Source organism: Cohaesibacter gelatinilyticus, assembly GCF_900215605.1.
Classification (GTDB): domain Bacteria; phylum Pseudomonadota; class Alphaproteobacteria; order Rhizobiales; family Cohaesibacteraceae; genus Cohaesibacter; species Cohaesibacter gelatinilyticus.
On record NZ_OBEL01000001.1, the window covers coordinates 1,035,206 to 1,050,852 of the forward strand.

A 15,647-nucleotide genomic window follows, 5' to 3' on the forward strand; every position below is an offset into this window, starting at 1 on the left:
AGGCTATTGGGATTATTTAGATTTCCTAGCAAACCAAGGGCTTGATGTGCGTAAATGGGTCAAAAAAGTTGACTCCAAACGCCCTAAAGATAAATCGTTCGGCGAATTTTTGATGGAACGCATTTGGATAGACGAATGCGAGCGTTATCGTCGTGGTGATCCATGCCCTCCGTCGTCTCCTCCTGAAGGTTATTGTGAGTAGACACCTCTCACCACAATCCAAACAAATCTCCTTGCTGGTTGAGAAGTTCATCAATAAGGATCAGATGGGCAAAGCCATTGACCAGATGATTATGTTTGAGGCTCATTGCTGTGTGGATGTCATCCGAGCAAACAGGAGTTTCAGGCGTTCCGCGCTGTTTGCGATAGCGATGCAATGTCAAAGCCATCCGCCGATAGAAGCGTAAATCCTTTTTCAGATCAGCTTCGAACTTCTCTCTAAACTGTCTCAATGTGGCAGATCGCTGTGGCTCAGCTTTCCTGTCTGCTGCATGAATGTCATCGCGTGCATAGCCTTGATAGCCGCTTTGACATGTTGCGTCTCTGATCTGCTTGGGAGTGAGAACTTTCCCACCCAAAAGATAATACCAAGAATGCCCCGCGCTGTATCCGCCATGCGTGTGAGGGTTTGAGTATGTCATGGTTCACCCTCCCTTACGCCATGCGATAAACGCAGGTTTCACCTGTGATGGTGGTTTCGGCATAATCATGCCCCAGATCACGGGCAATCGCGTCATAATCAAGATAGAATGCCAACCGCTCGGGAATGTCTCCGAATAAACCGTCTTCAATGAAGTGACGAGCAAGATCGTTTAGATCCATGCCTGCATAAAGATCAATATCCAGATCGTCTGGATCATCGCTTTCCAGATCAAAGCTATAGCCACATTCGCCAACGGCAATCACAATATCGGTCTTGTTCCAATCTTCCCATTTATCCAGCTTTTCCATGAAGGGCAGTATCGTTGCCTGACTGATGCAAAGTGCCTTGAACAATTCCGCATCAATGGCATCACCATCAATGAATTGCAGCTCGAATTCTTCGACTGGATCCCCATAGCGATTGGTGATCTTGCCAATGGTTTCCTTGTAGGTCTCCGCATCACTAAAATAAAAACCTGTCGCATCGATATCGTAGGGCTGGGCGTAAAAAGTCACTGTCATTTGTCTTCTCCTTTTTGGACTTGGGTTGCGCTTACAACCCTTGCCCTCTGGCGAAGACGGAGATGGGAGGGGCAAAGCGGAATCGACTTGGGTGGTGCGGGCGCAACAAAGTGAGCCACGGCCATGTCTATTCCGCTTTATGGGGAGAGAAGAGGCTGGTCTCTCGGCTTCCCCTTAACACAACAAAAAAAGAGCCCTGATTGCATTCAAGCACTCAAGGCTCCTGCTGATTTATTCCTTAGCAAGCTGTGGAGCGGGGGGCTTGCGTGATGCAATAATCAACCCGCCACCAACCAATAAGAAAAACGCACCGACATAAGTAAAGATCGCCGAGTAGCCGCCAATGGGGCAAGATCGCGAACCAAACCGCGATACCAAGCAAGTGGCATGCTGCGTTTGGACCTCACGGCGTTGCATGACATAAACCCGATAGCTTCCTGGATTGCGGCGTTTGAGTTGCACACCAAAATGCGTCTGAGGACGACTATATTGCTTGGCCCATTTCTTCCATTCCTGCTCAGAAATAATATCAGGAGCAGTCCAGTAAACAGAAATGAGTGAGAGAGCGAGGATAATCGCGCCAGCAGCAGCGATGATTTTACCAAACACTGGAATATTCATGAAAAAGGGTTCCCTTTCTCAGTATAGCAAATTTGTACCCTTCCTGTTCTTGAATTTGGCAGAAAACCTTGATTCAATAAGGTCTACATTCATCCGCAAATTCACTGTCACAGACGCTTTCAAAAGGGAACCCTTTTGAGCATGCATTTGCATGGGTATGAAATTTTATAAATCGCTGTAACTGTGGGAGTTTTTGGTATGGGTGCGAAGCAATCATTACAACCAAAACAGGGGCAAAAAGTTGGGTATGTTCGGGTTTCTGACGAAGATCAGAGCGAAAATCTACAAATAGACGCCCTGAAAGCGGCGGGATGCGATGTGATCTATGGTGATCACGGTGTGTCGGGCGCAATCCCTCATCGCAAGGGATTGGAGGAAATGCTCGCCAGTCTTGAAGATGGAGACACACTTGTGGTCTGGAAACTGGATAGGCTTGGGCGCTCCACCATTCACTTGCTGCAATTGCTGGATGATCTTCGCAAGCGCGGTGTTGATTTCCAAGCCATCACCCAAGGCATCGACACAACAACGGCAGTGGGGCGCATGCTCTATGGGCAACTTGCCGTATTTGCTGAATTCGAACGTGAACAAATATCCGAACGCACCAAAGCAGGCATGAAAGCCGCCAAAAAACGCGGCATCCACATCGGAAGACCGAGAAAAGCAAGCTGAAACTGTACCTCTAATAGCGCAGTATGGACAAACTAGATCTATGTTGTAGATGTAAAAGGAATCAATATCTGAAGATAATAGTTATTGTGAAAAAAATGGCCTTTGCAACCGTAGTGTGTCCTATGTTTTTCGGCTTTTTTGTTCTGAAACGAGGCTGTCACCATACTGATTTGTTTTAATAATTACAGCAAGTGCTCTCCTTTAAAAAAACGCGTGCATTCAATTATAAAAAATGCTTTTCTCTCGAAGTACAACTAAAAGGCGATTTCCGTGTCAAAAATAAATAAGTCAGAGATCTATGAAAAAAATTTGAATTTCTTGCTTGGTTCAGGTGCTTCTTTTGGCTTATTGCCAACTCTTGCTTTAGAAGTGAAACAACACGGAACTGAAGATGCCCACACCGTCGAAACTTTGGCTACCAAGTTCGCAGGAAATGATGATTTCAAAGCACATCTTTTCTCTTGGTACGTTCGCAACGTCATTCTTCCAGCAGCTCAATACAATCCTGATTTGTCATTTTTAAATACCGATAAACAAAGCAAGGCGATTGAAAATTACCGTCAATTCGTCGAAACGGTTTTGAAGATACTCAGCAAGAAAAGCCATAAGAAGCGAGTTAATGTATTCACGACCAACTATGACGGGATGGTTGCACATACTGCCGAGGCTCTTCTAAGGCTTGGTTCGTATGATTTTCATCTGAATGACGGGACTGACGGATTTGTTAAGCGCACTTTGAATGCACGGAACTTTGGGAGATATTTTCAAGATCACGGGGTTTTCGATCGCCATTCCAAGAGCGTTCCCCAAATAAATCTGATTGAGATGCATGGGAGCGTTTACTGGTATAAAGATGGTGAAAAAATCGAAGTATCTTATGATTTGAATCGTGCAAAAAAGCGAATTGAGGACGTTCCTCTAAGAGAGGATCATGATTTTTTTGCGATCTTATCGGATGAAACAAAGACCGACGAGGATCTCAATCCCCCATCAGGCCCAACTGGTACGGAAAATGAAGCATTTCAAAATGCGTATAATGCTCTTCCAATTGTGAACCCAACAAAATGGAAATTCCACGAGACAGTTTTCGAGGAACATTATTACCAGATGTTGCGGCTTCTGAGCTACGAGCTAGAGAAGCCTGACACCGTATTCATCGCATTTGGGTTCTCATTCGCGGATGAGCATATCCTGAACCTAGTAAAGCGTTCGCTTTCGAACCCCTCCCTTCATATGTACGTTTGCTGCTTTGACGACAACGAGAAGCATTCAATGGAACAAAAATTTCTTGGCTTTGCAAATGTTGAGTTGATTCGGGTAGATGGGTTCCTTGACTTTACAGCATTCAATGATGAAGTCTTCACAACCAAGCCAACGAGTGCATAGCCATGAGTATTCAAATTGGCGAAGTCGTAGCGGTAATGGGTGTCGAAGTTTCTGTCAGAGCCTTCGAGAACTCAAACCATGAGACACACTTTTTCAATGGCAAGAAGTTCAAAGGCATCTCAATCCGCGAGTTCGTATCTATTTCGCACGGCTTCCGCGAAATTGTCTGTACCGTTGAAGGTGAATACTTGGACGAGCAAAACTACGAACTTGAGGCAAGCGAGAAGTTATTTACTCGAAAGTTAAAGCTGCGGCCTATTGGGTATTTTGAGGATGACAAGTTTAAGGACGGGATCAAGTATCTACCTAAGATCGGTGATATTGCTCGACTTCTATCTGAACAACAGGTTGGCAGCATTTTTGAGAGCAAATCGACGGGCGGATATGTAATTGGCAAACTCTTGAAGGAAGACTTGCCTGTATCCCTCCCTTGGCAAAAGCTATTCAATTCGCATCTGGGTATTTTCGGTAATACAGGCAGCGGAAAGTCGAACACGTTGACGAAGCTGTTTACAGTGCTCTTCGACAACAAGCTCCAAAGTATCGGAAACACCAGCAAGTTTGTGGTCCTCGATTTCAATGGTGAATATACAGGAGAACAAATTGTTGGAGTTGACCACAAGAAGGTTGTCCGGCTGAATACCCGCAATACCGTAGGAGACCGATTTACGATCCGCGACGATGAGTTTTGGGACGCAGAAACACTTGGTATTCTATTTCAAGCTACGGCGAACACCCAGAAACCATTTCTGCGACGCGTCACTTCAGGTCGCAAGACATTCTTGGAGTTACCGAATAGTCTTACCCGGTTTGCACAAGCAACTTTGAGGCGCGTACTTCGCTCAACGGATCCTAGCGCTGAAGCCCTTGAACAAATCAAGGCTCTTGTTAGTAATCTTCCCAATGCTAGTGATCTAGCTGAGATAGTTGGCTCTGTTGGGTTGCGAAGCACGGCTAACGCGCACAGTTTTCATGTTGGTGTGCCTCCGACATGGCAGTTTTTGGCTGACGAAAACGGCTATTTTGAAGAGCAATTTGAACCATTAATTGCGGCCCTTGATCTGTCTGACCTTTCTGGGTTTTCTGAATTGCAAGTCCGCGCAGGCCTGCAGATCATTCGAGATGTCCTATCCGGCTCCGCGCAATACGAACATATTCAACCGCTCCTGCGGAGAGTGGACGCCCTGAAAGAAGAATTTTCGAGGGTCATTTCTGTTGGAGATATTGGCGACGATATTGATAAGCTCGTGACCGTGATTTCTCTGCGTGAGTGCAAACAGGACGTGAAGAAAATACTGCCTATTCTCATCGCAAAACACTTCTATGAGCAGCATAGACGCGCAGTCGCAAGTCCACCTACGACTACTCTGCATTTGATTGTTGATGAAGCACACAACATACTCTCCCAGCAGTCAAATCGAGAAGCTGAAAGCTGGAAAGACTATCGCCTAGAGCTGTTCGAAGAGATTATTAAAGAGGGTCGGAAGTTTGGTGTATTCCTTACGCTTGCAAGTCAAAGACCTGCAGATATTTCACCAACCGTGGTCTCGCAATTGCACAACTATTTCATTCATCGTCTTGTGAATGACAGAGACCTTGCGCTTTTGGAAAACACGATTTCGACACTAGACAGTCTTTCTCGCGGACAGATACCAACGCTGCCTCAAGGGGCTTGTGTGGTCACAGGAACCAGTTTTGATATTCCAATGCTTATGCAGGTCGATAAGCTTCCTGCAGAACGTGAACCCGATAGTAGCGATGTAGACCTGAGCGATCTATGGGGGGATGGAACTGACTGAATAGGCTTTGATCAGCTTAACGTGGATATGCCAATGTGCCGATGGATTGCAAAGGAAAGCTGAAACCTCTTTGCTCTCGATGAAATCGTCATGGGGGTATCGGGGGAGCAGGAACGCTCCTCTGATTGGTGCTCAAAAGACCAATCGTTTGTGCATGGTTCGGTGCAGGTGGAGAGGCATATCTCCAAGTCCTGTGAGAGATCAAACAGCGATATGTTTGAATGGATCAGATTGGGTTCAATACCCATTTCTGATCCACAACGTGAGGGATAAAACGGGAGAGTGTAACGTCTCCCTTTTCAAGATCGTATGGTACTACCATACACATCTTGCGATCAGCGTTAGTGAGTGAGGCACGGATGAAGTAACTCCTCGGGCGGTCAAATCGACTTGAGCAATAGAAGTCCAGATGACACTTCAACTTACAAGCTATTTGAGGGTGTTAAGAAGCCAATCGATTTCATTTCGAGCGGTGGAGATCAAGCTATTATATGAGTGGATCGAAATATTGGGATTGAGGCTGTCAGGAGATATTATGGGATCTCTTCCTTTGCCAACAACCATAATTTCAAACGCTGCTGTTGAATCAAGCTGACATGCTAGTTCGTCTACATAACGCTGAGCTTGATTGACTTCATCTCGTCCAATTATTTTACTTGGACGTTTAAACTCAATCAATAAATAGCGACCGTTAAAGCCCTGCGTCAGAAGAAGGTCTGGTCGTCTGCTGGCGTTTTTACCTGAATACGCTTTGTCACAAAACCTGCGAACAATTGTGCTTAGGGACGTATTAGAAGCCATCAGAGAATAGCGCGATCCGAATACCCATAGGTTTGAATCTAAAGCTTTGTGCATTGTGTCTTCGAGCGTGTCAGGGTTGAATGCTAACTGGTCTAAGTAATCCAAAAACTCCGTACGGCGGCGTGCTTGAGAATGTATGTGGGACATTTCCAATAAGCCAAATTCACTGAGAGCTTCAGCAAAATGCTGTACCTCACCATTGCTGGCTTCATTAATTTTGTCTAAGACTTCCCAATATCCGTCAAACTCCATCGCATCCAGTGCGACATAGGCGATCACTTGAGCACGCTCATCGCTTTCTGAGTAGTACTTCATAAGAATTTTATTGAGCGCTTTTTCGGCGTATTTACGGCGATGTTCAGGAAGATTTTCAAGCCGCTTATTAATTTGTTTTTGAAGTCGAGCTTTTTGGAGGTTTAGCTGATTGCTGTGCGTTTCTTTAAGCTTGGATTTAATTTCGTTTCTCAAAAATTCGCACAGTTCTTCATAAGCTTTGCTGCTTTCATTGACGCCTCCCCAGTCTGCTGTAACCATACCTTCCGTATCGGGAACAGAAATCTCGCCTGTTAAATTTTTGAGAAGCTTGGGCGGAATTTCTTCGTCGTTTTCCAATCCGTAAAACGAGGGTGCGCCAACAATTTTTCCGTCAACTCTTAAGCTAATTCCAGCAGTTTTAGGTTTGGATTTTGAATGCGCAATAGTGAAATGTAAGCTTACATCACCCGCATTCTTCAAGTTCTTCTGTTTTTTGACATTATGGCCTGGTAAATCCGAAATACTCAGTAGATCACCATTAACGTGAATTTGGAAAAGCCTCTCCTGTCCATATTCCCTAAACAAAAGCTCTTTGAGTTTTTCTGCTGTTGGATAGTTTAGATTTTGGTCAAGATCCCGTAGTTCCACAAGGGATCCTGCTTCCTCGCCATTAGACGCTTCAACCTGCAAGTCTAAAGGTATTTTTTCCAGATCATTATCAGCTTCAAGAATTACTTTCTTATCAAGGTCTAATGTGCATTTGCTGCTGCCATTATTCGATATGATTTTCATTTTTGAGGCCAGTGTCAGTCCCGCAAACTTTCCAATACCTTTGCGCCCCTTAACTTTCCTTTTGAGTCTTGCAGTAATTTCACCTGATCTGCGCCGCTTATCGCTTGCAATATCTAGATAGTTCTTCTCGATTTGCTGATCACTCATTCCAACACCATCGTCCTTTACAACAATTGGAGCTGTTACAAGAGCTGACGGTACTTCAATCCAGACATTTAGTGCGTCAGCATCCCACGCATTGTCTACGAGTTCTTTGAGTGCGGCTTCACTTGAGCGATACGTTTCACCCAAGAGACGTGTCAAACGTGGATTGACTAGGAAATGAGCAGTTTTTTTCATACGCAAAAGAGTATCATAGGTTGAAATTGAATCAACTTAAACCACTGCGAAAAACTTGTGAAATTTGAGATATTAATGGATCTTCAGAATATCAAATTTGATCTTGAGTACATTAAAATTGATTGGGTCTCTAGGCAGGGAAACTCTCACGTTTTTGAAGACGTGTATGGGAACTTACATGTCGAAATATGCTCAAGTATTTTTGAAAGAGCTATCCTCCTTTCACGTTCCTTGGCACTGTGCCCGCGCGATAAAAATACAAAGTCAAATTTTAATGGGTTTGACGTCAGGGCGTGTCTCGACTGGGTCATCCTTCACGAGCTTCAACATTGGAAACTGGGGCATTTTGAGTTGTTGAATGGTGTTCCAACATTGCATTTGATATCTCGTTCTAAGCGCAGCTCCAATCCGATCAATAGCATGCCTAAAGAGCTATGGCACAAGGTCGAACCGTGCCTTGAATTACAAGCTGATCACGATGCGATTGACTTCATGTTGGATAGATATTCGACTGATGGCTGGCAGGGAATCCGCACTAAAGCCACTAGCATTGCGGCAGCAATGGTCTTGATTGAGAAAATTGATACAGAGAATGGGATCAAGCACTCAACCCATCCCAAAGCAGCAACGCGGATTTTTCAACTTCTGGGCCATCTAACGGAAATGTGGTCAATCCCCGCCCATATCATTGCACGAAATCGCAACTTAAAAGAGGTTTCAGAAGGTGATCTGCCTTCTAAAGAGGAACAACAAGCATTCGGCAAAGAAGTGATCCTGCCTGCATTTTGGGATGCAGTTGCTCTAGCAGAAATTGCGGATGCCAAAACCATTGTCGCTGATTTAGGCTCACCAGAAGATTTCTTTGCTGATATCTCATGCGCAAAACTTGGGCGATTGACAGATCTTCAAACGACTGGTGCGAAAGAATGGGCAGATTTAAAAAATACAAATGCAGCCATTCTCAATCTTCTTGATTACTCTTCATTCTGAGAATTTTGCATCTTGTTTACTTGGGCGCGACAATTGATGAATAGAGATTCTGTCAGCTCTTTGGTGATATCAAGCTGATTTAATGCGTCATTAGGGCCGAGTAATAATGCTCCGTCTTTGTGACTGACAAAATTACGAAGTTGCCGAGATGCATTCCAGCGCCTTGCTTCATCGTCATTAATCAAACCCTCTTCATGCGCCCACGTTTGCAGATCAGCATATCTTTTCTTGAGCAGGGATTGGGGTGGTTTTGCTTCCTTTATGGCTTCTCTGAATGCACTCTCTCCAAATCTAAAAAGCTCTTCTTTGCCAAGAGTAAACAACGGGTAGTGATAGCATCCATAGACCATGCAAGCCTGAGCGCGCTCAAACATTTCTTGTAGGAATGGCGGGAGGTTAATATCGATTGAAACTGCTAAAATCAACTTGATCCAATCATTGGTTGAGTGTGTGCCGCCACCAAGACCGTTTATATTCCAAGCATCTAGGCGTGTATCTCGATCAAGGTGGTTTTCTAATGTAAGTTTTGTCAAAACGTGGTCATTTCTAATTCAATTGTCCTAATTAGGATCTCAGATTCGCTTGTAAAATTGATATCAAGTAACAAACTTAACTTGTGTCACGTGTATTGCTACGACTCTTTCGCATGATGGGGGTAGGTCTTGTGTCGGGAGCCTTGAGCAATCATCTGCAATGCAAATGATGAATTGATGGTGTCCCGCATCCTCTGTTTCCGATAATACTTCTGGCCGCCCTGTCTCATCAATGGGAAGAAACTGCTCTCCCAAATTGATCTTGATGCTTGGTTCATCATTCAGACCAAGAGGCAGAGGATGGGTTTTGCCTTTGTATCGCTGGAAAGCCACAGCATAGCCATCGATATCACTGTCGAGGTGAAAACAGAATTCTTCTCCTAACCTCAGCGTTTCTTCTGGCTTTGGTTGCCGTCTCGGTCTTTGTACGAGGTTCATGGATTTGTCAAAACGAGCAATTCGCAATGTACCTTGAATCGCATAATCTTTCAGATAATCACCCCATGCATCTGTATGCTGCCACGTAAAGAGAGACGGTGCGATTGTGCTGGCATTAGCAGCGTGATTTTCGCTTATCCAAGCATGAATAAGCTTGGCATATGAACGCCGAATTTTCCCACGCCGAAAGGTCGAAATATAATCCGTTCCCATGAGAACTTTGCGACCAAGCGCAGCGTCCATGATCTCTTCAACGCTTGTATCACAAGCATCTGCGACTGCTCTGGTTGCGATATAGAGTATCTTTCTTTGCTCTTCGGTTGTCTGCAACCAGTCGATTTCACTGACATATGTCATGGAATGTACTACCCGAATATACCCGCATTCTGCATCCTGACGGAAAGATGGCTGACTTCTATTCTGAGGTCAAACACAGACACATTTTTTGCAAATTCCGTTTGGTGAAATGGGAATAACATCCTATAATGTTCTCTTTACGTTCTCAATCACTGAGGCACAAAAAGGAGTATCCCCAAACAGAAAAACGCCAAGCAGCAGAAAGACAAAGCCATGACCTTAGACCCAACCAAACCACCTTCACTGACCATTGATTGGGATACCTATGGCGAATTGCTGGAGAATAGTGATTTGAGCGATGAACAGAAACATGAGTTCATTCAAACGCTTTGGTCGATTGTCGTGAGTTTTGTTGATCTGGGGTTTGGAACGCACCCTCTGCAACAGCTTGAGGGGAAAGAAATCTCTTTTGATGCATTGAATCCCGACGATGTGATAAGCTTATCGGACAGCACACCCAATTTGAAAACTGAACAGGACACAACTTCGCAATAATTGCGATTAACGGAGAAGGAGTCTTTGACAATGCCACAAGAAAAACAAAAACAAGCCGTCATTTATTGTCGGATTTCAAGCACCGCGCAATTGAAAAAGGGGGACGGCCTTGCCTCGCAAGAATCGCGTTGCCGTGAATATGCGCGATATAAGAATTATGATGTCCTGGAAACCTTTCATGACAATAAATCTGGCGGGGATATGGATCGCCCTGCGATGAAAGCACTTTTGGAATTTCTCTCCAAACAAGATGACACTTGCGTGGTTGTGATCGATGATATTAATCGTTTTGCCCGTGATATTGTCGGGCATTGGCAATTACGGGCAATGCTCGCCGAAGCGGGCGGCAAGCTTGAAAGCCCGTCCATTGAGTTTGGCGAGGACTCTGATTCCATTCTTGTTGAGAACTTGCTGGCTTCTGTGTCTCAACACCAACGCCAGAAGAATGGCGAGCAAACGAAGAACCGTATGCGCGGTCGAGCCTTGAATGGCTATTGGCCTTTCCGTTCAACACTTGGCTACAAGTTTGAGCGGGTTTCTGGTCATGGGAATATATTGGTTCGGGATGAACCGATTGCATCGATCATCCAAGAAGCCTTGGAAGGATTTGCAACGGGTCGGTTTGATACTCAAAGTGAGGTCAAGCGTTTCTTGGAATCCCAACCAGCCTTTCCAAAAGACAAGCCAGACGGTACTCTTCGTTTTGAAACCATCATCCGCCTGATGAACCGCATTATCTATACGGGGCATATCGAAGTTCCCCAATGGGATGTATCCTTGCGCAAAGGGCATCACGAGGCGATTATCTCACTTGAGACATATGAACTGATCCAGCAACGGATCAAAGAAGGCTCACGCGCACCAGCCCGCAAAGATATCAGTACTGACTTTCCCTTGCGTGGTTTTGTTTGCTGTGATGATTGCGGCACTGCATTGACTGCGTGCTGGTCAACCAGCAAATCGGGCAAGAAACATCCGTATTACCTGTGCCACTCAAAAGGCTGTCCAAGCTATCGCAAATCTATTCGCCGCGATGTGTTGGAAGGGGAGTTCTCGACCTTATTGCAAGATCTCAAGCCGTCTGAGAGCATGTTTATTTTTGTTAAGCGGATGTTCCAAGATGCGTGGTCTCAACGCCTACGGCAATCTGAGGCTAATCTAGAGCATATTCGCAAAGAGCACCGCCAGATCGAATCTAAGATCGAAGGGTTATTGGATCGGATTGTTGAAACCAATAATACATCGATCATTGCAGCGTATGAGAAACGCATTGCAGAAATGGATCGGCAGAAGCATATTCTGGCTGAAAAGATGGAAAATCAGGCAAAGCCAAAGCACACTATTGAGGAGATGTTCGAACACGCCTTTGCATTCCTGTCAAACCCTTGGAAACTCTGGGAAAGTGGAAATCTAATCATGCAAAAAATCGTGCTGAGATTAGCTTTTGCAGAGAGAATTTCTTACTCGCGAAGCGAAGGACTTCGAACACCAAAAACCACCTTGCCATTCAAGGTGTTAGGGTTGATTTGCGATGATGGGAAGGAAATGGCGGAGAGGAAGGGATTCGAACCCTCGAGACGGTTCGACACCGCCTACTCCCTTAGCAGGGGAGCGCCTTCAGCCACTCGGCCACCTCTCCGCAGACCGGTTTAAAGATTTGAGGCGTTAGCCGCAACCGCTTTTTTGTCAGGACAATGACATTTCCACACTATCGATAGAAACAGCATAAAAAGTTGCCGGTGTTTTTTCGTGCCTATGGTCGACATGAAAAAACACCCTTGGCATTTGAGGATATCAAGGGTGTTTTCGGGCATTGCTAGTTTTATAATTGTTTGATTTTTATAGCGCTTTATTTGCGATAGAGATTGTGTTTGCCGATATTGTTGACATCCCGCTCCCCACATAAAGCCATGGTGATATCCAGCTCATTGCGCAGGATATCAATGGCTTTGGCGACGCCAGGCTTGCCCATGGCGCCAAGGCCATAAAGCAGAGGACGGCCGACATACGTGCCTTTTGCACCCAACGCCAGAGCTTTCAGGATATCCTGACCGGAGCGAATGCCGCCATCCATATGGACTTCAACATCCTTGCCTACGGCATCGACAATCTCTTCCAGAACAGCGATGGAGGATGGGGCCCCATCCAACTGACGGCCGCCATGGTTGGAAACGATGATGGCGTCTGCACCAGTCTTCAGGGACATCTGAGCGTCTTCGACATCCAGAATGCCTTTCAGAATCAGCGGGCCGCCCCAGCGTTCTTTGATCCATTCCACATCATCCCAGTTCAGCTTCGGGTCGAACTGTTCTGCGGTCCAGGAGGAAAGGGAGGAGAGGTCTTCCACGCCCTTGGCATGACCAACAATGTTGCGGAAGGTCTTGTACTTTGTTCCCATCATGCCAAGGCACCAGAGAGGGCGCGTTGCCATCTGCCAGATGTGGTTGGGCGTGAATTTTGGTGGGGTAGAAAGACCGTTGCGCAAATCCTTGTGGCGCTGGCCGAGGATCTGCAGATCAAGGGTCAGAACCAACGCAGAGCAACCAGCAGCCTTGGCACGGTCAATCAGGTTTCCTGCAAATTCTTTGTCCTTCATCACATAGAGCTGAAACCAGAAGGGCTTCTTGGTATGCTCTGCCACATCCTCAATGGAACAGACGCTCATGGTGGAGAGGGTATAGGGAATGCCAGCTTCTTCGCAGGCCTGTGCCACCAGAATTTCGCCACCTGCATGCTGCATGCCCGTCAGGCCAGTTGGAGCCATCGCCAATGGCATGGAGATATCCTGCCCAATCATCTGCGACTTCAGCGTCCGGTTTGTCATGTCGACCGCTACGCGCTGGCGGAGCTTGATCTTTTGAAAATCGCTCTCATTGGCGCGATAGGTGCTTTCAGTCCAGGAACCACTGTCAGCATAGTCAAAGAACATGCGCGGCACGCGACGGCGGGCCAGATTTTTCAGATCATTGATTTCGAGGATGGGTTTCATCTTTTCCTCCACTCCGGCAGATTGTCAGATAGACAAGAGAAGCAATGCCGGAAACGAGCAACTAGACAAGTTGCATCTTTATAAAATTAGCGTGCGTGCAATGTGCCAAATCCGCTCCCAAAGATCAAAGAGAGTGGAGTGAAAAGCTGCGTATTTTTGGTCGTAATACTGCACAAAAGATAACTGCCCGCCAGATTTATCATATCTGACAGGCAGTTAGACTTTACCAATTTGACGAAACACGTCTGAAAAACGCTCTTAATAAACGTCGCGCACGTAACGCTTTTCCTTCTTCATCTTGTTCACATAATCCTTGGCGGCATCCAAAGACAAACCGCCTTCCTTTGCGATGATAGTGTGAAGGGCAGTATCGACATCTTTCGCCATGCGCGTGGCATCGCCACAAACATAGAAATGACCACCGTCCTGTAGTGCAGAAAACAGGTCTTTGGACTGCTCCTGCATGCGGGTCTGAACATAGATCTTCTGTGCCTGATCGCGAGAGAAGGCCAGATCAAGGCGGTTCAGGATGCCGGAGGACTGCATGGCGGAGAGCTCATCCTTGTAGATGAAGTCTGTTGCTGCATGCTGATCACCAAAGAACAACCAGTTCATGCCCTTGGCACCAATCGCCTCACGTTCCTGGAGGAAGGCACGGAATGGCGCGATACCGGTGCCAGGACCAACCATGACCATCGGCACATCATTGTTGGATGGCACGCGGAAGCTCTTGTTCGGTGTCATGAAGACTTTGGAAGGCTGGTCACCAACCCGGTCTGCAAGGAAGCAAGAGGCAACACCGCCATGATCGCGGCCATGGCTGTTATAGCGAACCGATGCGATGGTCAGATGCACGCTGTCCGGATGCCGCTTGGAGCTGGAAGAAATGGAATAGGCGCGATGCTGCAAAGGTTTCAGCAGGCCGACCAGCTCTTCAACGGAGAGCGAGATATGCGGATAGAGGTTGAGTAGATCCAGAGCATCCTTGGACCACAGGAAGGCTTCCATGGCTTCCTTGTCGCCATGCTCTACAATATGGGTCAGATGCTCGTCATTCGCACGCGCTTCAATCGCTTTGACAAAATCAGAAGACGGCGTGGAGATCTCAAAATCGCTGAACATGGCTTCTGCCAATGAGACATCCTTGCCAGGAACGGCTTCTTCACCGTTAAAGCCACAACGCTCTAGGAAAGAAGAGACCAAGGCCGGATCATTGGTCGGGATCACGCCCATTGCATCGCCTGCCTCATAAGTTGGACCATCATTGGAGAGGTCAAACTCGAAATGGCGAATTTCCTTGGCGGAGCCTTCACCAGACAGCAGACGGTTGCAGGTGACCGGTGCAGAGAATGGCGTCTTGCGAGTCCATTTGGACTTGGCAGCTTTCGGTGCTGCACCAGCAGCAGGAGCCGCTGCACCATTGGAGGCGCCTTCCGGCTTGCGTTTGGCAAGCTCCTCAACGATGCCAGCGGTCCAGCCTTCGGCTGCTTCTTCAAAATCGACATCGCAATCGACGCGCGGCTGGATGCGCTTGGCACCCAATTGCTCCAGTCGCAAGTCGAACTGTTTGCCAGCCTCACAGAACTCGTCATAGGCGGTATCGCCCAGCGCGAGAACGGAGAATTGCAGGCTTTCGAGGCGAGGGGCACCAGTGTCTTTCAGTGCTTCCCAGAACATTTCGGCATTGTCCGGCATCTCGCCTTCACCATAGGTAGAGGTGACAATCAGGATATAATCCATCTCGGTAAGGGCTTCGACTTCGGTCTCGTCAAGAGAGGCAAGTACCGCATTGGAGCCACCAGCACGGATAGCGTCACACACTTCTTCAGCCACCGTCTCGGAATTACCGGTCTGGGTACCATAGAAGACATTGACGGTCAGGGCTTGCGCGGACTCAGCGCTGGAAGCACTGGCATCCTTGGTCATTTGCGTATGAAGGCCAGCATAGAAGCCGGAAAGCCAGGAGCGTTGGTCCTCGGAAAATGGGGTCTCTTTTGGTATGAACAGAGCTGACAT

13 protein-coding genes, 1 tRNA gene and 1 pseudogene are annotated in these 15,647 nt (G+C 46.7%); 6 read left to right on the forward strand and 9 right to left on the reverse strand.

Annotation, left to right across the window (positions count from 1 at the left end):
- Positions 1 to 209 precede the first annotated feature (209 nt).
- The 3 genes from CRO57_RS04665 to CRO57_RS04675 all read right to left on the reverse strand — a co-directional run bounded on the left by CRO57_RS04665 (position 210) and on the right by CRO57_RS04675 (position 1,785).
- Positions 210 to 641 carry a hypothetical protein gene (locus tag CRO57_RS04665; protein ID WP_097152198.1) on the reverse strand — a complete coding sequence of 144 codons (432 nt, stop codon included), beginning with the start codon at positions 639 to 641 and terminating at the stop codon, positions 210 to 212.
- 13 nt (positions 642 to 654) lie between these two features.
- On the reverse strand, positions 655 to 1,164 hold the full coding sequence (locus CRO57_RS04670) for an antirestriction protein ArdA (RefSeq protein WP_097152199.1): 510 nt from the start codon (positions 1,162 to 1,164) through the stop codon (positions 655 to 657).
- Between the two features lie 231 nt (positions 1,165 to 1,395).
- Positions 1,396 to 1,785 (reverse strand): hypothetical protein, encoded by a 390-nt coding sequence (locus CRO57_RS04675; RefSeq protein ID WP_097152200.1) that lies wholly within the window; start codon positions 1,783 to 1,785, stop codon positions 1,396 to 1,398.
- Between the two features lie 198 nt (positions 1,786 to 1,983).
- Here CRO57_RS04675 and CRO57_RS04680 point away from each other — a divergent pair, with 198 nt between their 5' ends.
- The 3 genes from CRO57_RS04680 (at position 1,984) to CRO57_RS04690 (ending at position 5,642) form a co-directional block, all read left to right on the forward strand.
- Positions 1,984 to 2,457: a recombinase family protein gene (locus CRO57_RS04680; RefSeq protein ID WP_097152201.1), complete on the forward strand. Its 474-nt coding sequence runs from the start codon at positions 1,984 to 1,986 to the stop codon at positions 2,455 to 2,457.
- A 270-nt stretch (positions 2,458 to 2,727) separates the two neighbouring features.
- Entirely contained in the window at positions 2,728 to 3,843 is a 1,116-nt protein-coding gene (locus tag CRO57_RS04685) for an SIR2 family protein (protein WP_210200755.1), read from the forward strand.
- A gap of 2 nt (positions 3,844 to 3,845) precedes the next feature.
- Complete coding sequence (locus CRO57_RS04690; RefSeq protein WP_097152202.1) at positions 3,846 to 5,642, forward strand: ATP-binding protein; 1,797 nt, start codon at positions 3,846 to 3,848, stop codon at positions 5,640 to 5,642.
- A gap of 429 nt (positions 5,643 to 6,071) precedes the next feature.
- Here the strand turns inward: CRO57_RS04690 and CRO57_RS04695 are convergent, their stop codons facing one another.
- Positions 6,072 to 7,829: an ATP-binding protein gene (locus tag CRO57_RS04695; protein WP_097152203.1), complete on the reverse strand. Its 1,758-nt coding sequence runs from the start codon at positions 7,827 to 7,829 to the stop codon at positions 6,072 to 6,074.
- A gap of 75 nt (positions 7,830 to 7,904) precedes the next feature.
- Between CRO57_RS04695 and CRO57_RS04700 the strand changes: the two genes are divergently transcribed.
- Complete coding sequence (locus CRO57_RS04700; protein WP_141401180.1) at positions 7,905 to 8,819, forward strand: hypothetical protein; 915 nt, start codon at positions 7,905 to 7,907, stop codon at positions 8,817 to 8,819.
- Here the strand turns inward: CRO57_RS04700 and CRO57_RS04705 are convergent.
- Both CRO57_RS04705 and CRO57_RS04710 read right to left on the reverse strand, forming a co-directional pair.
- Entirely contained in the window at positions 8,804 to 9,352 is a 549-nt protein-coding gene (locus tag CRO57_RS04705; RefSeq protein WP_097152205.1) for a hypothetical protein, read from the reverse strand. The two genes, CRO57_RS04700 and CRO57_RS04705, sit on opposite strands and share 16 nt — an antisense overlap.
- A gap of 63 nt (positions 9,353 to 9,415) precedes the next feature.
- Positions 9,416 to 10,120: a hypothetical protein gene (locus CRO57_RS04710; protein WP_141401181.1), complete on the reverse strand. Its 705-nt coding sequence runs from the start codon at positions 10,118 to 10,120 to the stop codon at positions 9,416 to 9,418.
- Positions 10,121 to 10,360: 240 nt separating this feature from the next.
- Between CRO57_RS04710 and CRO57_RS04715 the strand changes: the two genes are divergently transcribed.
- The gene (locus tag CRO57_RS04715; RefSeq protein WP_097152207.1) at positions 10,361 to 10,642 is read left to right on the forward strand and encodes a hypothetical protein; all 282 of its coding nucleotides are present in this window, start codon (positions 10,361 to 10,363) and stop codon (positions 10,640 to 10,642) included.
- A gap of 30 nt (positions 10,643 to 10,672) precedes the next feature.
- Positions 10,673 to 11,689: pseudogene (locus tag CRO57_RS25070) on the forward strand (recombinase family protein); the annotation flags it as partial.
- 499 nt (positions 11,690 to 12,188) lie between these two features.
- Here CRO57_RS25070 and CRO57_RS04725 read toward each other — a convergent pair.
- The 3 genes from CRO57_RS04725 to CRO57_RS04735 form a co-directional block, all read right to left on the reverse strand.
- Positions 12,189 to 12,281, reverse strand: a tRNA-Ser gene (locus CRO57_RS04725).
- A gap of 210 nt (positions 12,282 to 12,491) precedes the next feature.
- Positions 12,492 to 13,631 carry an alpha-hydroxy acid oxidase gene (locus CRO57_RS04730; RefSeq protein WP_097152208.1) on the reverse strand — a complete coding sequence of 380 codons (1,140 nt, stop codon included), beginning with the start codon at positions 13,629 to 13,631 and terminating at the stop codon, positions 12,492 to 12,494.
- 258 nt (positions 13,632 to 13,889) lie between these two features.
- Positions 13,890 to 15,647, reverse strand: a complete 1,758-nt coding sequence (locus CRO57_RS04735) for a diflavin oxidoreductase (RefSeq protein WP_097152209.1) — start codon at positions 15,645 to 15,647, stop codon at positions 13,890 to 13,892.